Source organism: Pseudomonas sp. CG7 (assembly GCF_023701885.1).
Classification (GTDB): Bacteria; Pseudomonadota; Gammaproteobacteria; order Pseudomonadales; family Pseudomonadaceae; genus Aquipseudomonas; species Aquipseudomonas zanjanensis.
Map to the genome: position 1 here is coordinate 55,729 of NZ_JABAEE010000030.1, position 18,419 is coordinate 74,147.

Here is an 18,419-nt window from a genome sequence, read left to right on the forward strand (position 1 = left end):
GCCAGGCCTCAACCCCGATGCTTGTCGGGTCCGATTGACGGAGCGAACACACCGCTCCTGGATTGAGCGATGATTGAGGGAACCGGTGCCGCCCATCTGGGCCTAAACTGCGCATTCAGCCTTTAAGGAGTTTGACCCGATGAGCCGTATCGAAACCGACAGCCTTGGCCAGGTTGAAGTCCCGGACGACGCCTACTGGGGCGCCCAGACGCAGCGTTCCATGATCAACTTCGCCATTGGCAACGAACGCATGCCGCTGTCGGTGCTGCATGCCCTGGCCCTGATCAAGAAGGCCGCCGCGCGGGTCAATGATCGCAATGGCGACCTCCCCGCCGACATCGCCCGCCTGATCGAGCAGGCCGCCGACGAAGTGCTGGACGGCCAGCACGACGACCAGTTCCCGTTGGTGGTCTGGCAGACCGGCAGCGGGACCCAGAGCAACATGAACGTCAACGAGGTGATCGCCGGGCGCGCCAACGAACTGGCCGGCAACCCCCGCGGCGGCAAGAGCCCGGTGCACCCCAACGACCACGTCAACCGCTCGCAGAGTTCCAACGACTGCTTCCCCACCGCCATGCACATCGCCGCCGCCCAGGCTGTCCATCAGCAATTGCTGCCGGCCATCAGCGAACTCTCCGGCGGCCTCGCGGAACTGGCGGCGCGGCACATGAAGCTGGTCAAGACCGGCCGCACCCACATGATGGATGCCACGCCGATCACCTTCGGCCAGGAATTGTCGGCGTTCATTGCCCAGCTCGATTACGCCGAACGGGCGATCCGCGCCGCGCTACCGGCGGTCTGCGAACTGGCCCAGGGCGGCACGGCCGTGGGCACCGGGCTCAATTCACCCCATGGTTTCGGCGAAGCGATTGCCGCTGAACTGGCGGCGCTCTCGGGCCTGCCGTTCGTCACGGCACCGAACAAGTTCGCCGCGCTGGCCGGCCATGAACCCCTGACTTCCTTGTCCGGCGCCCTGAAGACCCTCGCCGTGACCCTGATGAAAATCGCCAACGACCTGCGCCTGCTGGGCTCCGGGCCACGGGCCGGCTTCGCCGAGGTGAAATTGCCAGCCAACGAACCGGGCAGTTCCATCATGCCCGGCAAGGTCAACCCGACCCAGTGCGAAGCCTTGTCGATGCTGGCCTGCCAGGTCATGGGCAACGACGTGACCATCGGTTTTGCCGCCAGCCAGGGGCATTTGCAGTTGAACGTGTTCAAACCGGTGATCATCCACACCCTGTTGCAATCGATTCGCCTGTTGGCCGATGGCTGCAGCAACTTCCAGCAGCACTGCATCGCCGGTCTCGAACCCGACGCCGAGCAGATGGCCGCGCACCTGGAACGTGGGTTGATGCTGGTGACGGCACTGAACCCGCATATCGGCTACGACAAGTCAGCGGAAATCGCCAAGAAAGCCTACGGCGAAGGGCTGACCTTGCGCGAGGCGGCGCTGCAACTGGGGTACCTGACCGATGAAGAATTCGATGCCTGGGTGAGGCCGGAGAATATGTTGGAGGCCGGTAGCCAGGGCTAACGCCAGCCCTCCTGTGGGAGCGAGCCTGCTCGCGATGGGGCCGGCAGGTTCGACATCACAGTTGCCTGTCGGGCCGCCAATCGCGAGCAAGCTCGCTACCACAGGGGGGACAGTTTTAACCGCGACAGTCCAACCGCTGGAGATCCGCTGTGGGAGCGAGCTTGCTCGCGATGAGGCCGGCAGGCTCGACATCACTGTTGCCTGTCAGGCCGCCAATCGCGAGCAAGCTCGCTCCCACAAAGGGGCTAACGCCCCACACGTCGGGCCTTGAGCCCGGCGATCAACGAGGGGCCCAGGGCGACCAGCGCCGAACCCAGCACCACCAGCACCGCCCCGCCATAGCCCAGCAGGTTGAACTGCTCGGCATGGACATAATCAGGCCACCACCAGGCCGCCATCGCCACCGCGGAGAAGGTCACCAGCGGCGTGATCGCCAGGGTTGCGCTGACCCGCGCCGCTTCCCAATGGGCCAGGGCTTCGGCAAACGCGCCATAGGCAATCAAGGTTTTGAGGCAGCACGCGAGCAACAACCAGCCTTGCAGCGGGCTCAACTGCAGCGCCTCCAACGGATGCACCCAGGGCGTGAGCAGCAGCGCGCAAAACAGGTAGATCACCATCATCACCTGCAGCGAATTCCACACCGTCAACAATTGCTTCTGGCCCAGGGCGTAGAACGTCCAGACCGTCGATGCCAACAACACCATCAACACCCCGGCGGTGTATTCGCTCAGGGAAGTCAGCAACTCGCCCAGGCGCTGGTTGAAAAACAGCGTGAAACCGATCAGCAGCACCAGCAAGCCAATGCCCTGCCCCACGCTGAACCGCTCCTTGAACACAAACAGGCTGGCGACCAGCAACATGATCGGCCCCATCTGCACCACCAATTGCGCGGTGCCGGGGCTCAAGCGGTTCAGGCCCATCAGGTACAACACGTAGTTGCCCACCAGCCCGAGCACCGCCATCGCCACCAGCCAGCCGCCGCGAGGGCCGAGGACCTTGCGACTGGGCAGGCGCCGGGTCGCCGCCAAATAAATGAACAGCAAACCGCCGGACACCAGCAAGCGAAACCAGGTCACGGTAACCGGGTCCATCACTTGCAGCACTTGCTTGAGCTTGATCGGCAGGATTCCCCAGAGCAGGGCCGTCAACAGGGCGAGAAACAAACCGTAGACCCAGCGACCGGACGATATGTGCATGCAACCCTCGAAGCCCAAGACAAAGAACGCCCATTCTAGGCATCTATTCGCCCAGCGACACAGGAACAGTTTCGGATTAATTGAACCGGATACCGACATGGCACATGGCCGCCTATCGGCTGACCAAGCAGCGGTCCACGCCAGCCTCTAAACTTCACTCAACCTGATCCCGCCGCCCCTTTTGGAGCCCCTCATGCTTGGCAAACGCGCCCAGGACCTCGCCCCTGCGATGGTCTTTCCCAGTGACCGGATTTGCCGAATAAACGGCGAATTTTACTTCAACACCCGGGAAGGCACCCAGGAAGGGCCATTCGCCAATCGCGAGGAGGCGTTGCGGGAGGTGGAAGCGTATGTACAGCGGATGCTGCAACTGACTCAGGTCGCCAGCTAGCACCATACTCCTGTGGCGAGGGAGCTTGCTCCCGCTGGGGCGCGAAGCGGCCCCCCTGCCTATCAATAAACCGCATCGACAGTTTGGCGCCTGCTTCGCAGTCGAGCGGGAGCAAGCTCCCTCGCCACAAAAGCTCTGTGCAAGCATACTTTTTGCGGTTATCTCACCGCCTCGAACAACCCCGTAGCCCCCATCCCGCCGCCCACGCACATGGTCACGATGCCGTAGCGCAGGTTGCGCCGTTGCAACTCACGCACCAGATGCCCGACTTGCCGGGAACCGGTCATGCCGAACGGATGGCCGATGGAGATCGAGCCGCCGTTGACGTTGTATTTCTCTGGATCGATTTCCAGCCGGTTGCGGCTGTACAGGCACTGGGAAGCAAACGCCTCGTTGAGTTCCCAGAGGTCGATATCGGCGATCTGCAAGCCCTTGGCCTTGAGCAGCTTGGGCACTGAAAATACCGGGCCGATGCCCATTTCGTCCGGCTCGCAACCGGCCACGGTGAAACCGCGAAAAAACGCCTTGGGCTTGAGCCCCAGCGCCAGGGCCTTTTCCAGGCTCATGACCAAGGTCATCGAGGCGCCGTCGGACAACTGCGACGAGTTACCCGCCGTCACCGAGCCGTCTTCGGCGAACACCGGCTTCAGGCCTGCGAGGCTTTCATAGGTGGTGTCCGGGCGGTTGCAATCGTCATGATCGACCACGCCCTCAAGAATCTGCACCGCACCGGTCTGCTTGTCCTCGACCCAGTACTTGACCGCCATCGGGATGATTTCATCATCGAACAATCCCGCCGCCTGGGCCTTGGCGGTGCGTTGCTGGCTCTGCAAGGCGTAGCGGTCCTGCTCTTCGCGGCTGACCTGGTAACGGCGAGCGACGATCTCCGCTGTCTGGCCCATGGGGAAATAAATCCCGGGCACTTGCTCCTTGAGCAGTGGGTTGACCAGGTTGTCGGTATTGACGCTTTTCATCGTCAGGCTGATGGATTCCACACCACCCGCCACAATGATGTCGCTGCAACCGGAAGCGATCTGGTTGGCGGCGATGGCAATGGCTTGCAAGCCCGAGGAACAGAAGCGGTTGAGGGTCATCCCGGCTGTGCCGATGCCCAATCGCGAGAGCACCGCCACGTTGCGCCCGATGTTGTAGCCCTGGGCGCCCTCATTGGAGCCGGCCCCGACGATGCAATCCTCGACACTGGCCGGGTTGATGTCGTTGCGCGCCAACAAGGCATCGACGCAATGGGCCGCCATGTCGTCTGGGCGGGTCATGTTGAACTTGCCACGAAAGGACTTGGCCAGGCCGGTCCGTACGCTGTCGACGATCACCACTTCACGCATGGCTGTACCTCATTGTTCTGGTCGGTTGAGAGTGAATCGAGCATAGATCCACTGGATAACCGACCGCGACAATCATTCACCTCGCGTATGCGTACCCATCGCCCTAGCGCTTCTTCTTGCGAGCCTGTTTTGCGCTGCGCTCGAAAGCCGCCTCCAATGCCTGGTTGAGGGTGCGCAGTACCTTGACCCGCGCCCAGCGCTTGTCGTTGGCCTCCACCAAGGTCCAGGGGGAAATCTCGGTGCTGGTGCGGTCGACCATGTCGCACACTGCGGCGCGGTAGGCGTCCCACTTGTCGCGGTTGCGCCAGTCATCCTCGGTGATCTTGAAACGCTTGAACGGGATTTCCTCGCGCTCCTGGAAACGCGCCAGCTGGGTTTCCTTGTCGATGGCCAGCCAGAACTTGACCACCACCACACCAGCGTCGGCGATCTGCTCCTCGAAGTCGTTTATTTCCCCGTAGGCCCGCAGCCAGTCGGCCTGGCTGCAAAAACCTTCGACCCGCTCCACCAGCACCCGGCCGTACCAGGAGCGGTCGAACATGGTGAACTTGCCGCGCGCGGGGATATGCCGCCAGAACCGCCACATGTAGGGGTGGGCGCGCTCCTCTTCCGTGGGCGCGGCAATCGGCACGATGCTGTATTGGCGTGGGTCCAGGGCCGCCGCGTCCCGCCGGATCGCCCCGCCCTTGCCCGCCGCGTCATTGCCTTCGAACACCGCCACCAGGGCATGTTGGCGCATGCGCTTGTCCCGCAGCAGGCCGGCGAACCGCGCCTGCTCGGTGATCAGTTGTTCTTCGTAGTCAGCCTTGTCCAGGCGCCGGGTCATGTCCAGGCTGTCGAGCAGCGTGACCTGCCCGTCCAGCTCGGGCAGCGGCGCCACACTGACCTTTTGCGGTTTGATCTTCGACCGGTCCAAGGCCTGGCGCAAACCGTCGAGCAGGATCCGCCCGACGGTGAGGCTGCGATAACAGCTGTCCATGCCTTCGATCACATGCCACGGCGCGTAATCGCGGCTGGTGCGGCGCAGCACCCGCTCACCGTATTTGACGAACTTGTCGTAGGTCTGGGACTGCTGCCAATCCAGCGGGCTGATGCGCCAACTGTGCAGCGGGTCATCCTTGAGCCCCTTGAGCCGGGCCTTCATCTGCTTCTTGGAGAGGTGGAACCAGAACTTGAAGATCAGCGCGCCTTCATCGCAGAGCATTTTTTCCAGGCGCTCGGCACCGGCGATCGCCTGGTCGAGTCGTGGGTCCGTGAATTCGCCATGGACCCGGCCCTGGAGCATCTGGCTGTACCAGTTGCCGAAGAAAATCCCCATGCGCCCCTTGGCCGGCAGCATCCGCCAATAGCGCCACGCGGGAGGCCGCGCCAGTTCCTCGTCGGTCTGCTGGTCGAAGGTGCGCACTTCGATCAGCCGTGGGTCCATCCACTCAGTGAGCAACTTCACCGTCTCGCCCTTGCCCGCGCCTTCGATGCCGTTGATCAACACGATGACCGGAAACCGGCCCTGCTGCTGCAACTCGAACTGCGCTTCCAACAGCGCTTCACGCAGGGCGGGCACCTCGGCCTCAAAGGTGTCTTTATCGATCACATGGCCGATTTCAGCGGATTCAAACATGGGCAGCTCCTTCCGGGGATGGCTCAAGACTAGCGGATTGGATGCGGCCCTGTGCAGCAGATTCCATTCAGATGCGCGCTGTGTTGCGATGGGTCAAGCAAGCCGATACCGATCGGCTAGAATGGCCGCTCAGTTTTGACCGAGCCTGCCATGACGCCCATCCAGCAACACGCCCAACTCGACTGGGATGATCAGGGGCGCCCGCGTTCGCGGGTGTTCGACGATGTGTATTTTTCCGATCAGTCGGGCCTGGATGAAACCCGTTATGTGTTCCTCGAGCAGAACAACCTGGCCGAGCGCTTCGCTGCGCTGGCCGCTGGCGGGCGGCTGGTGATTGGCGAAACCGGGTTTGGCACCGGCTTGAATTTTCTCTGTGCCTGGCAATTGTTCGAACAGTGCGCGCCAGCAGGCGCTCGGCTGCACTTCGTCAGCGTCGAGAAGTATCCCTTGAGCCCCGAAGACTTGCGCCGGGCCCTTGCCCTGTGGCCGCAACTGAGCCTTCAAGCGGAACAATTGCTTGAGCAGTACGTGGCGATCCACCAGGGTTTCCAGCGCCTGGTCCTGGCCAATGGCCGGGTGACGCTGACCTTGTTGATCGGCGATGCCCTGGAGCAGTTGCCGCAGTTGGACGGGCAGATCGACGCCTGGTTCCTCGACGGCTTTGCGCCGGCCAGGAACCCCGAGATGTGGACCGCCGAGCTGTTCGCCGAACTGGCCCGGCTGGCCGCACCCGGCGCTACCCTCAGTACCTTTACCAGCACCGGTTGGGTTCGGCGGTTGCTGAACGCGGCGGGCTTCAAGATGAAGCGCACACCGGGCATTGGCCATAAATGGGAAATCCTGCGCGGCGTGTTTCTTGGCTGGCCCGAGCAGGCACCCGCGCCGTCCCTGGCAAAACCCTGGTACGCCCGTCCCTTGCCGCCCACCGGCGAGCGGCGGGCCTTGGGCATCGGCGGTGGCCTGGCCGGGTGCGCCAGCGCGGCGAGTCTCGCCGCCCGTGGTGGGCAGGTGACGCTGCTGGAGCGTCATGCCGGGTTGGCCGAGGAAGCTTCCGGCAATCCCCAGGGCGTGCTGTACCTCAAATTGTCGGCCCATGGCACCGCGTTGTCGCAGATGATCCTCAGCGGCTTCGGCTACACCCGCCGTGTGCTGGAGCAACTGCAACGCGGCGTTGACTGGGATGCCTGCGGCGTCTTGCAACTGGCCTTCAACAGCAAGGAAACCGAGCGCCAGGCGCAACTGGCCGAGGCGTTCCCAGCGGACTTGCTGCATTCACTGGATCAGTCCGAGGCCCAGGTTCGCGCCGGTATCGGCCTGGCCTGTGGCGGCTTGTTTTATCCCGAAGGCGGTTGGGTGCATCCGCCGGCGCTGTGTCGCTGGCAAGCCTCGGGGCCGGCAATTGATGTGCGACCCCATCATGACGTGCTGCACCTGCGCCGAGTCGACGGCCAATGGCAGGCATGGGACGGCGAACGCTGCCTGGCCAGTGCGCCAGTGGTGATTCTCGCCAGTGCTGCCGAGATCAAACGCTTCGAACCTGCCGCTGGTTTGCCGCTCAAGCGCATTCGCGGGCAAATCACGCGGTTGCCGCAAACCAGCCGCAGCCAGAGCCTGGCGACGGTGGTCTGCGCCGAAGGATATGTGGCGCCGCCGCGGCTGGGCGAACATACCCTGGGCGCCAGTTTCGATTTCAACCGCGACGACCTGACCCCCACCGCTGCCGAGCATGCCGGCAACCTGCAGATGCTCGAAGAGATCTCCCACGACCTGGTGGAGCGCCTGGATGCTGGCACCCTGGACCCGCACCACCTCGAAGGCCGCGCGGCGTTTCGTTGCACCAGCCCGGATTACCTGCCGATTGTCGGACCGCTGGCCGAGCGCCAGGTCTTCACCGAGGCTTACGCTGCCCTGGGCAAGGATGCGCGCCAAGTGCCGGACGCCCCCTGTCCATGGCTCGATGGCCTGTACATCAACAGCGGCCACGGGTCCCGCGGCCTGATCACCGCGCCCCTGTCGGGCGAACTGATCGCCGCCTGGCTGGACAACGACCCCCTACCACTGCCCCGCAGCGTAGCCGAGGCCTGCCATCCGAACCGGTTCGCGTTGCGGGCCTTGATTCGGGGCAAGACCTGACACCCATTTAAAGTGCCCCCCCATCCCCTGTGGGAGCGAGCTTGCTCGCGATGGCAGTGGATCAGTTGGCATCTGAGCTGACTGACCCACTGCCATCGCGAGCAAGCTCGCTCCCACAGGTTCCTCTTATTTCGTGAGGCATGCGGCAACCCCCCCCCACCGGCTTATAACGCATCGATCTAAAACTCACAGCATTCCCTCAGGTCAGTTTCAGAGTACCCGCCCTTTCGGCGCGTGCTGCTTGACCCCTCCCCAACGGAAACACCGGTAAGGACTTATGTGCGGATTAGCTGGAGAGTTACGTTTCGATCAACAACCTGCGGACCTTGCGGCCGTAGAGCGAATCACCCATCACCTGGCCCCTCGCGGCCCTGATGCCTGGGGTTTTCATAGCCAGGGACCGATTGCCCTCGGCCACCGACGCCTGAAAATCATGGACCTGTCGGACGGCTCGGCCCAGCCGATGATCGACAATCAATTGGGCCTGTCACTGGCCTTCAACGGCGCGATCTACAACTATCCGGAGCTTCGCACCGAGCTGGAAGGCCTGGGCTACACCTTCTACTCCGGTGGCGACACCGAAGTGCTGCTCAAGGGTTACCACGCCTGGGGCGAAGCGCTGCTGCCCAAGCTCAACGGCATGTTCGCCTTCGCCATTTGGGAGCGTGATGCCAAGCGGCTATTCATCGCCCGCGACCGCCTCGGCGTCAAGCCGCTGTACCTGTCGCGCACCGGCCAGCGCCTGCGCTTCGCCACGGCATTGCCGGCGCTGCTCAAGGGCGGCGACATCAATCCGATGCTCGACCCGGTGGCCCTCAACCATTACCTTAATTTCCACGCGGTGGTCCCGGCGCCCCGCACCTTGCTGGCCGGTGTTGAAAAACTGCCGCCCGCCACCTGGATGCGCATCGAAGCCGACGGCACCACCGAGCAGAAAACCTGGTGGACCCTGCCCTACGGCCCTCACGCCGATGAACAGCACCTGAACCTGGAAGACTGGATCGATCGCGTGCTCGACAGCACCCGGGAAGCGGTTGCCATTCGCCAGCGCGCCGCCGTGGATGTCGGCGTGCTGCTGTCCGGCGGCGTCGATTCAAGTATGTTGGTGGGCCTGTTGCGGGAAGTCGGCGTCGAGGACTTGTCGACATTCTCCATCGGCTTCCAGGATGCCGGCGGCGAGCGCGGTGACGAATTCCAATATTCGGACCTGATCGCCAAGCACTACGGCACTCGCCACCACCAACTGCGCATTGACGAAAAAGAGATCATCGAGCAACTGCCCGCCGCGTTCCGCGCCATGAGCGAGCCGATGGTCAGCCACGACTGCATCGCCTTCTACCTGCTGTCGCGGGAAGTGGCCAAGCATTGCAAAGTGGTGCAAAGCGGCCAAGGCGCGGATGAGCTGTTCGCCGGTTATCACTGGTACCCGCAGGTCGATGGCGCCAGCGATCCGTACGCCGCCTATCGCGCGGCATTCTTCGACCGCAGTTACGAAGAATATGCCGCCACTGTGCAGCCCAACTGGTTGACGGCCAACGACGCGGCCGGGGACTTCGTCAAGGAGCATTTCGCCCAACCCGGCGCCGATGCCGCGGTGGACAAGGCCCTGCGCCTGGACAGCACGGTGATGCTGGTGGACGACCCGGTCAAGCGCGTCGACAACATGACCATGGCCTGGGGCCTGGAAGCGCGCACACCGTTCCTCGACTATCGCCTGGTGGAACTCTCGGCCCGGGTCCCGGCGAAATTCAAGTGGCCCGATGGCGGCAAGCAGGTGCTCAAGGACGCCGCCCGACGGGGGATTCCCAGCGAAGTGATCGACCGCAAGAAAGGCTATTTCCCGGTGCCGGGCCTCAAGCACCTGGAAGGCGACACCCTGGCCTGGGTTCGCGAACTGCTGCTGGATCCGAGCCAGGACCGCGGCCTGTTCAACCCAGCCATGCTCGACCGCCTGCTCACCGACCCCAACGGGCAACTCACGCCGTTGCGCGGTTCGCGACTATGGCAGCTGGCGGCGCTGAACCTGTGGCTCAGCGAGCAAGGAATCTGATCGATGAAACCTCACGCAACTGTTCACAACCAACGCCTCTTGCGCGGCCAGGCGCCCTCCTATGAACGCCTGCAGGCACGCCTGGCCGAAGACGGCAGCGAATTGGGCGCCGACCCGATCGCGGTGCATTGCGGCTGGGGCCGACTGCTGATCGGCCACACCTTCCCGGACGCGGCGTGCCTGGCCCGGGAACTGCTCAACGAACAACCCGGCGAACGCGACATTGCCTTGTACGTGGCCGCGCCCCAGCAGGTGCTGGGGCTGGAACCGGCGCAACTGTTCCTCGATCCATCCGACACCTTGCGCCTGTGGTTCAGCGACTATCGCCAGTCCACCCGGGTGTTTCGCGGCTTCCGCATTCGCCGCGCCCAGAGCGAGACCGACTGGCAGGCCATCAACCAGCTCTACCAGGCCCGGGGCATGCTGCCCATCGACCCGCTGCGACTGACCCCGCGTCACGAAGGCGGACCGGTGTACTGGCTGGCTGAAGACGACGATACCGGTGCGGTGATCGGCAGCGTCATGGGCCTGAATCATCAGAAGGCCTTCAACGATCCGGAAAACGGCAGCAGCCTCTGGTGCCTGGCCGTCGATCCGCAATGCCCGCGACCCGGTGTCGGCGAAGTGCTGGTGCGTCACCTCATCGAACATTTCATGAGCCGTGGCTTGAGCTACCTCGACCTGTCGGTGCTGCACGACAATCGCCAGGCAAAAAATCTCTACGCCAAACTCGGCTTTCGCAACCTCTCGACCTTCGCCATCAAGCGCAAGAACGGCATCAACCAGCCGTTGTTCCTTGGGCCCGGCCCCGAGGCGGAGTTCAATCCATATGCGCGGATCATCGTCGAAGAAGCTCACCGGCGCGGCATCGAAGTGCAGGTGGTCGATGCCGAGGCCGGCTTGTTCACCCTGGTGCACGGCAGCCGCCGGGTGCGCTGCCGCGAGTCCCTGAGCGACCTGACCAGCGCCATCAGCATGACGCTGTGCCAGAACAAAAGCCTGACCCACAAGGTGCTGAAAAACGCCGGCCTGAACCTGCCGGCGCAACAGCTGGTGGGGAACGCCGATGACAACCTGGCGTTTCTCGATGAGCACGAACGGGTGGTGGTCAAGCCGCTGGACGGTGAACAGGGCCAAGGCGTGGCGGTGGACCTGCGTACCATCGAGGAGGTGCAGAGCGCCATTGAAGCGGCTCGGCAGTTCGATAGCCGGGTGCTGCTGGAGAGCTTCCACGAAGGACTGGACCTGCGCATCCTGGTGATCGGCTTTGAAGTGGTGGCGGCGGCGATCCGGCGCCCGGCGGAGGTGATCGGCGACGGCCGGCACACCATCGGTGCCCTGATCGAAGCCCAGAGCCGCCGACGGCAGGCCGCGACGGGTGGTGAAAGCAAGATACCGATGGACGCCGAGACCCTGCGCACCCTCAATGCGGCGGGGTACGACTACGACAGCGTCCTGCCGGCCGGAGAGCACCTGTTCGTACGCCGTACAGCGAACCTTCATACCGGCGGCGTCCTGGAAGATGTCACCGGTATCCTGCATCCGACCCTTGCCGATGCGGCGGTCCGTGCCGCACGGGCGCTGGACATCCCCATGGTCGGCCTCGACCTGCTGGTGCCGGCGGCCGATCAACCCGAGTATGTGTTCATCGAAGCCAACGAACGCGCAGGTTTAGCCAACCACGACCCCCAACCCACCGCCGAGCGTTTTGTGGATCTGTTGTTTCCTCATAGCCAGACGGTGGCTTAGCAGAGGTGTGGTGTCTGAACAGTCCCCATCGCGAGCAAGCTCGCTCCCACAGGGTTCTGAGGCGCACTGCAGATCCCATGTGGGAGCGAGCTTGCTCGCGATGAGGCCAGTTCAGGCACCCATCATCCACAGCCGAACACACTCATCGAAACCATCGAAGCGCTCAACCCATCAGGAGTTTCCATGATCAGCAAAATTCCCGAACCGGATCTCGAATACCTGCAAAAGGTCCTGCTGGAAATGCTCGCCATTCCCAGCCCGACCGGCTTCACCGACACCATCGTGCGCTACGTCGCCGAGCGGCTCGAAGAGCTGGGTATCGCCTTCGAAATGACCCGTCGTGGCACGATCCGCGCCACGCTCAAAGGCCGCAAGAGCAGCCCCGACCGGGCCGTGTCGGCGCACCTGGATACCATCGGTGCCTCGGTGCGGGCCATCAAGGACAACGGTCGCCTGACCCTGGCTCCGGTGGGGTGCTGGTCCAGCCGGTTTGCCGAAGGCAGCCGGGTCAGCTTGTTCACCGACACCGGCGTGATTCGTGGCAGCGTGCTGCCATTGATGGCATCCGGTCACGCGTTCAACACCGCCGTGGATGAAATGCCCATCAGTTGGGACCACATCGAATTGCGCCTGGACGCCTATTGCGCCACCCGCGCCGATTGCGAAACCCTGGGAGTGGGCATCGGCGACTACGTGGCCTTCGACCCCTTGCCGGAATTCACCGAAAGCGGTCACATCAGCGCCCGGCACTTGGACGACAAGGCCGGGGTCGCGGCACTGCTGGCGGCGCTCAAGGCGATTGTCGACAGTGGCGAGGAACTGCTGATCGACTGTCACCCCCTGTTCACCATTACCGAGGAAACCGGCAGCGGCGCAGCGGCCGCATTGCCCTGGGACGTCAGCGAGTTCGTCGGCATCGACATCGCGCCCGTCGCCCCTGGCCAGCACTCGAGCGAACATTCGGTCAGTGTGGCGATGCAGGACTCCGGCGGCCCTTACGACTATCATCTGTCGCGGCATTTGCTGAAACTGGCCAAGGAGAACGACATCTCGGCACGCCGCGACCTGTTCCGCTATTACTTCAGCGACGCTCATTCGGCCATCACCGCTGGCCACGATATCCGTACCGCCCTGCTCGCCTTCGGCTGCGACGCCACCCATGGCTACGAACGCACCCACATCGACAGCCTGGCCGCCCTTAGCCGCCTGCTCGGCGCCTACATCCTCAGCCCACCGGTGTTCGCCAGCGACGCGCAACCGGCCCAAGGCTCCCTGGATCGCTTCAGTCACCAGATCGAGCACGATGCCCAGATGGAAAGCGATACCCGGGTGCCGTCGGTGGACAGCCTGGTGGGGCAGCGGTCGGATAATTGATCCAGCGCTTTCATTGCCTGGTCTATTGCCATCGCGAGCAAGCTCGCTCCCACATGGGGTCTGCAGTACGCCTCAGAAACCCTGTGGGAGCGAGCTTGCTCGCGATGAGACCAGAACAGCCACCACACAACCCAGGCTAGCCGCAAAAGCCCATTGGCCGTAGCATCGCCCTATTGTCTAGCTGAGGTCCCCCATGCTCATCCCCCACGACCAACTCGAAGTCTACACGCTCACTCGCCTGATCGAAGATTTCGTGTCCCGCGACGGCACCGACAACGGTGACGACACGCCCCTGGAGACGCGGGTGCTACGGGTCCGGCAAGCCCTGACCAAAGGCCAGGCCTTGATTGTCTTCGACCCGGAAAGCGAACAGTGCCAACTGATGCTCAAGCACGACGTGCCCAAGCACCTATTCGACTGAACAGGCCTTGCGGGCGGCGTTAGCCTTTTTCCTCTGGATTTTTTCATAGATTTCGGAGCGATGGACATCGACGTGCCGTGGCGCTTCGACGCCAAAACGCACGGTGGTGCCACTGACCGACAGCACCCGGACGGAAATATCGTCACCGATGGAAATCAACTCGCCCACAGCACGGCTTAATACGAGCATGGTTCTTGTCCTTAAGAATGTCTGGACCCTGACCATGCCCGGCCTGCTTTCCGTTCTCAAGACACCGGCGAGAATTCAGTAAGGCCCTACAAGCAAAGTTCTTGCGACTGAAGGAAACGTCCTGCATAAACCTGGCGAACCGTAGGTTATTCAGGAAGCTGAGAGCCGTGGGCCGAATAGAATCACACTCGCCCCCAACACGCAGAGCGCCACGCCAATCCAGTCGGAACCCAGTGGCCGGACCCGCTCCACCACGGCCAGCCAGCCGATCGAGGCAATGATATAGATACCGCCATAGGCGGCGTAGGCGCGCCCGGCGTAGATCGCTTCGATGCGGGTCAGCAACAGCGCGAACAAGGTCAGGCTGAGCAGCGCCGGGGCAATCCACCAAGCGCTCTTGCCCTGGCGCAGCCACATCCAGAAGGCGTAGCAACCGGCGATTTCAAACAGCGCGGCGAGAAAGAACCACAGGTAGTTGAGCATGCAGATGTCCATCAAGAGGGCCGAATGGCGCCATCCTGAGGACATCGCGCAGCCAGGTCAATTCAGGTTCTGGCGGGCCTTGGCGCGCATCTTGTCGGCCATGGCCGTCATTTCGTCGTAGAGCAACTGTGGGTTCTTCTGCTTGAGCGCCCAGGCCATGCGCCCCTGTTCATGGGGCAGGATCATGAACTGCCCTTGGGCCACTTGCTGGTAGACGTAGTCGGCAATGTCAGCGGCGCTGATCGGTGAGCTTTCCAGTAACTTGCCGACCTGGGCCTTCATGGCTGGGGTCGGCCCCCGGAAGGAGTCCAGCAGATTGGTCTGGAAAAACGACGGGCACACCACGTGGACACCGACTTCCTGCTGCGCCAACTCTATCAGCAGGCTCTCCGATAACGCCACGACGCCTGCCTTGGCCACGTTGTAGTTGCTCATGGCTGGCCCCTGCATCAAGGCCGCCATGGAGGCGATGTTGATGATCTTGCCGCGGCTCTTTTCCAGCAATGGCAGGAACGCCTTGCAGCCCTTGACGACGCCCATCAGGTTGATCGCGATCTGCCAGTCCCAATCTTCCAGGGACAGTTCACTGAAAAACCCACCCGAGGCAACGCCGGCGTTGTTGACGATGATATCGATACCGCCGAGCTTTTCTTCGCAAGCCTGGGCGAACGCCGTCAATTGGCTGTAGTCGCGCACATCGCAACGCTGGATGAAGCCTTCACCACCGGCAGCGCGCACCAATTTCAGAGTTTCCACCAGGCCCGGCTCGCTGACATCCGACAAGGCCAGGCGCCAGCCTTCACGAGCCCAGCGCAGCGCGATTTCGCGACCCAGGCCGGAGCCGGCCCCTGTGATCATCATGCGATTTTGCATAGCAAACAGCCTTGTTCCGGGAGAGATAGGCCGAGTGTAGCGAAGGCGCCTGCCGGACCCACGCTCCATCAGATTGCTGAATGGCGGGGGCAAACTGTAGGAGCTGGCGAAGCCTGCGATCTTTTGATCTTTCGCTTGGGATTCAAGTGTCTGGGGAAAGATCGCAGCCTCGTTTCACTCGACAGCTCCTACACAGCGCCTACCGGCGCCTACAAAAACTTTGAATTTTTTACAGGACGTTACGGTCGGACTTATTAAGCCGCCCGGATTTAACACATGCGCGCTGGTAGTTGGAAGTTGCATCACTCCAGAACCAACCAATAAGGAAATCTACGATGGGCACAATACTTATCATTATTCTGATCCTCCTGCTGATCGGTGGTCTTCCGGTCTTCCCGCACTCCAGAAGTTGGGGCTACGGTCCGTCCGGTATCATCGGTGTAGTGTTGGTGGTGCTGTTGGTCCTGCTATTACTGGGCAAGATATAAACCACTAAGTAAGCGCAAAAAAAAGAGGCCTCTGCAGGCCTCTTTTTTTATGCTCGCCGTTTCTCAGTCCGGCTTACCGTCAATCACGCCGGCGGTGTTATCCAGCAGGCTCTTGGTCGCGGTTTGCAGGAACGATTCGAGCTTGAGCTTCATCTCAGCCGTCTCCGGTGCATCCGGGATGACCTCTGCATGTGGATTGGCGCCCAGTTGATAACGGAACAGTTTCGGTGCCATTGCCTTTTCCTCTGGCAACACCAGGATCTTGTCGTCGTGGATAAGTGCGGTGGTCTGATCGCTACCCGACGGTTTGATCACGCCAAAACCGGTGTCGCCTGGCGGCAGATTCAACAGGTCGCGGCCCCAGCACTGGTTGCGCACTTCTCCGCCGAGCCGGCCCATGATGGTCGGGACGATATCGACCTGGGTGCCAATGGTGTGGTTGCGCTGGCCGAATTTTTCCTGGACGCCCGGCCCGATCAGCAGCATCGGCACATTGAAGCGGCCCAGGTCCATCTCGGTGATCTGGCGCTCGTTGCCGAAGCCATGGTCACCGACCACGACGAACAGGGTTTCCTTGAAGTAAGGTTCCTTGCGGGCCTTCTCGAAGAACTGGCCCAGCGCCCAATCGGAGTAACGCATGGCGGTCAGATGTTCGTTCAGGCGGCCACGGTCAGTGACCGGCTCCACCGGCAACGGCGTCGGCAGCGCATAAGGCGTATGGTTGGACAGGGTCTGCAGCAACGCATAGAACGGCTTGCCGTTTTCCCGCGCCTTGAGTTCGATCAGGCCCCGGTCGAACATGTCCTGGTCGGACACGCCCCAGGTCGGGTCGGAGAACACCGGGTTCACGTAGTCGTTACGCCCGATGAACGTGGTCATGCCCTGGCTGCTGAAGAAACCCGACTGGTTGTCCCAGGCAAAATCGCCGTTGTAGACATACACGTCGTCGTAGTTGCGGGCGCTGAGCAGTTGCGGCAGACCAGACAGCTTGTGGCTGCCCTCCGGCGTCTGCATCAGGTATTCGAAACCCGGCAGGTTCGGGAAGCACGCCATGGTGGCGAACATGCCTTGGTGGGTGTGGGTGCCATTGGAGAAAAAACGGTCGAACAACAGGCCTTCCTTGGACAGTTTGTCCAGGTAAGGCGTGATGTTGCCCGGCGCGCCCAGGGCGCCCACCGAGTGACCGGCCATGCTCTCCATGAGAATCACGACCACGTTCTTGATCGGCAGGGTCTTGTCCGCTGGCGGCGTGTAGTCGCGGCGCACGGCGGCTGTCTCGGTGTCCACGAGCTTGTCGTCAGGCATCACCAGCATGTCGCGCACGGTCTGCTGTGCCAGCGGTTGCTCAAGTGTGGCCTTCCAGATGTTGTCACGATGTTCGGACAGCCGGCTCTTGGCCGCCGCCACCAGTGACAAAGTGCCATTGAGGCCCAACTGGTTGGCGAAGTTCGAATCAGTGGTGTAGACGTCGCCCCAACGCAGTGGCGGACCTTGGCGCAGGGTACCGCGCGCAGCGGCCACGGCCACCACCAGGCAAACCATGAACACCGCGACACGTCCGTACCACGGGGCGAGCTGACGCGTTCCGATGCTGCCGCCGCTGAACGGCCCACGCGGGCGGGTGGCATGGTCGGCGCCCTTGAAGGCCAGGCTCAGGATAAGGGTGCCGCCCACCCAGGCCAGCAGGTAACGCACTACCGGAAAACCGTACCAGAGCATGCTCATCACGGTTTTCGGGTCTTCCTTCACATACTGGAAGACCAGGCCGTTAAGGCGCTGGTGGAATTCACGGTAGAAGTCCATCTCCATCAAGCCGAGGAACAGCGCAACACTGGAGGTAATGGTCAGCCAGAAACGAAAGAAGCCACGGGCGGCCATGGCCCTTGCGCTGAACAATGCCAGCAGCAACGGGATGCTGAGGTAGACCACCAGGCGCAAGTCAAAGCGCAGGCCATTGAAAAACGCTTCAACGAAGGTCGAGGCCGGGGTGTCGAGGATCATCTCGCGGTTGTAGACCAGCAGCGCCACGCGCAGCAGGCTCAGCATGACCATCATCACCAGGGCGCAAAGCAACGTGTAGGCCAGGTGCGATTTGACGGTCGGTTGCAGCAGGCGATGCGTGGTGCGCTGCTGACTCAGGGCGTCCGGGATTGCCATGTCGTTTAAGGACCCTATTGGAGTTGGAGTGACAAAAAAAGAAACAACGGCGCGCCCTCTGTTGGCCAAAGCCTGGCCCCGGGGCTTGCGCGAGTGCGCAAATGTTGCACGAACGGCTATGGCATTGCCATTAAATAACCGGCGGCGATATGAGCGCGGGGGATTGTCCGCAAGATTTGGTGAAAATTTCGTGCAAAGAATATTCGGAAACACAAAAAGCCCGGCCTACCGCACGGTTGTGCCGAACGCCATTGTGGTGGAGGACTTGATTGTGGCGAGGGAGGCCCCGCCGCGTCGCCGACGCTGCGCTGTCGCGCAGCAAACAAGTGCTCGGCTTAAGATTGGGTGCGCGCGGGGAAAGAGGCCGTAGCTATCACTGGTGTGTCCGCACCCGCGAGGGAGAGTGGCCGGCACGGTATC

General features: G+C 62.4%; 15 protein-coding genes. 8 read left to right on the forward strand and 7 right to left on the reverse strand.

Annotated elements, in window-relative coordinates; translation table 11 throughout:
• Nucleotides 1–139 precede the first annotated feature (139 nt).
• The gene (locus HGO40_RS14355; RefSeq protein ID WP_250963525.1) at nt 140–1,534 is read left to right on the forward strand and encodes a class II fumarate hydratase; all 1,395 of its coding nucleotides are present in this window, start codon (nt 140–142) and stop codon (nt 1,532–1,534) included.
• A 245-nt stretch (nt 1,535–1,779) separates the two neighbouring features.
• Here HGO40_RS14355 and HGO40_RS14360 read toward each other — a convergent pair whose 3' ends face one another.
• Nucleotides 1,780–2,730 (reverse strand): DMT family transporter, encoded by a 951-nt coding sequence (locus tag HGO40_RS14360; RefSeq protein ID WP_250963526.1) that lies wholly within the window; start codon nt 2,728–2,730, stop codon nt 1,780–1,782.
• Nucleotides 2,731–2,923: 193 nt separating this feature from the next.
• On the opposite strand from HGO40_RS14360, the gene HGO40_RS14365 reads away from it, so the two are divergent.
• A complete protein-coding gene (locus HGO40_RS14365) occupies nt 2,924–3,121 on the forward strand; it encodes a DUF6316 family protein (protein WP_186704705.1) in 198 nt (65 codons plus the stop codon).
• 158 nt (nt 3,122–3,279) lie between these two features.
• Here HGO40_RS14365 and HGO40_RS14370 read toward each other — a convergent pair whose 3' ends face one another.
• Together HGO40_RS14370 and pap are read right to left on the reverse strand one after the other, a co-directional pair.
• Nucleotides 3,280–4,464 (reverse strand): thiolase family protein, encoded by a 1,185-nt coding sequence (locus HGO40_RS14370; protein WP_250963527.1) that lies wholly within the window; start codon nt 4,462–4,464, stop codon nt 3,280–3,282.
• A gap of 103 nt (nt 4,465–4,567) precedes the next feature.
• Nucleotides 4,568–6,082 carry a polyphosphate:AMP phosphotransferase gene (pap, locus tag HGO40_RS14375; protein WP_250963528.1) on the reverse strand — a complete coding sequence of 505 codons (1,515 nt, stop codon included), beginning with the start codon at nt 6,080–6,082 and terminating at the stop codon, nt 4,568–4,570.
• A gap of 150 nt (nt 6,083–6,232) precedes the next feature.
• Between pap and mnmC the strand changes: the two genes are divergently transcribed.
• From mnmC to HGO40_RS14400, 5 genes are all read left to right on the forward strand, one after another.
• Nucleotides 6,233–8,215 carry a bifunctional tRNA (5-methylaminomethyl-2-thiouridine)(34)-methyltransferase MnmC2/FAD-dependent 5-carboxymethylaminomethyl-2-thiouridine(34) oxidoreductase MnmC1 gene (gene mnmC / locus HGO40_RS14380; RefSeq protein ID WP_250963529.1) on the forward strand — a complete coding sequence of 661 codons (1,983 nt, stop codon included), beginning with the start codon at nt 6,233–6,235 and terminating at the stop codon, nt 8,213–8,215.
• Nucleotides 8,216–8,492: 277 nt separating this feature from the next.
• Nucleotides 8,493–10,265, forward strand: coding sequence for an N-acetylglutaminylglutamine amidotransferase (locus HGO40_RS14385; RefSeq protein ID WP_250963530.1), 1,773 nt, complete (start codon nt 8,493–8,495; stop codon nt 10,263–10,265).
• A 3-nt stretch (nt 10,266–10,268) separates the two neighbouring features.
• The gene (ngg, locus tag HGO40_RS14390; RefSeq protein ID WP_250963531.1) at nt 10,269–12,014 is read left to right on the forward strand and encodes an N-acetylglutaminylglutamine synthetase; all 1,746 of its coding nucleotides are present in this window, start codon (nt 10,269–10,271) and stop codon (nt 12,012–12,014) included.
• A 183-nt stretch (nt 12,015–12,197) separates the two neighbouring features.
• On the forward strand, nt 12,198–13,388 hold the full coding sequence (locus tag HGO40_RS14395) for an osmoprotectant NAGGN system M42 family peptidase (RefSeq protein ID WP_284739109.1): 1,191 nt from the start codon (nt 12,198–12,200) through the stop codon (nt 13,386–13,388).
• A gap of 193 nt (nt 13,389–13,581) precedes the next feature.
• A complete protein-coding gene (locus HGO40_RS14400) occupies nt 13,582–13,809 on the forward strand; it encodes a YheU family protein (protein ID WP_250963532.1) in 228 nt (75 codons plus the stop codon).
• Here HGO40_RS14400 and csrA read toward each other — a convergent pair.
• The 3 genes from csrA to HGO40_RS14415 all read right to left on the reverse strand — a co-directional run bounded on the left by csrA (nt 13,798) and on the right by HGO40_RS14415 (nt 15,354).
• Nucleotides 13,798–13,998 (reverse strand): carbon storage regulator CsrA, encoded by a 201-nt coding sequence (csrA, locus tag HGO40_RS14405; RefSeq protein ID WP_053120338.1) that lies wholly within the window; start codon nt 13,996–13,998, stop codon nt 13,798–13,800. The genes HGO40_RS14400 and csrA overlap by 12 nt on opposite strands.
• A 150-nt stretch (nt 13,999–14,148) precedes the next feature.
• On the reverse strand, nt 14,149–14,481 hold the full coding sequence (locus HGO40_RS14410; RefSeq protein WP_250963533.1) for a YnfA family protein: 333 nt from the start codon (nt 14,479–14,481) through the stop codon (nt 14,149–14,151).
• Nucleotides 14,482–14,538: 57 nt separating this feature from the next.
• The gene (locus HGO40_RS14415) at nt 14,539–15,354 is read right to left on the reverse strand and encodes an SDR family oxidoreductase (protein WP_250963534.1); all 816 of its coding nucleotides are present in this window, start codon (nt 15,352–15,354) and stop codon (nt 14,539–14,541) included.
• A 335-nt stretch (nt 15,355–15,689) separates the two neighbouring features.
• Here HGO40_RS14415 and HGO40_RS14420 point away from each other — a divergent pair, with 335 nt between their 5' ends.
• Nucleotides 15,690–15,842, forward strand: a complete 153-nt coding sequence (locus HGO40_RS14420; protein ID WP_003183939.1) for a DUF3309 family protein — start codon at nt 15,690–15,692, stop codon at nt 15,840–15,842.
• Nucleotides 15,843–15,905: 63 nt separating this feature from the next.
• On the opposite strand, the gene HGO40_RS14425 is transcribed toward HGO40_RS14420, so the two are convergent.
• Entirely contained in the window at nt 15,906–17,999 is a 2,094-nt protein-coding gene (locus tag HGO40_RS14425; protein WP_250963535.1) for an LTA synthase family protein, read from the reverse strand.
• Nucleotides 18,000–18,419 lie beyond the last annotated feature (420 nt).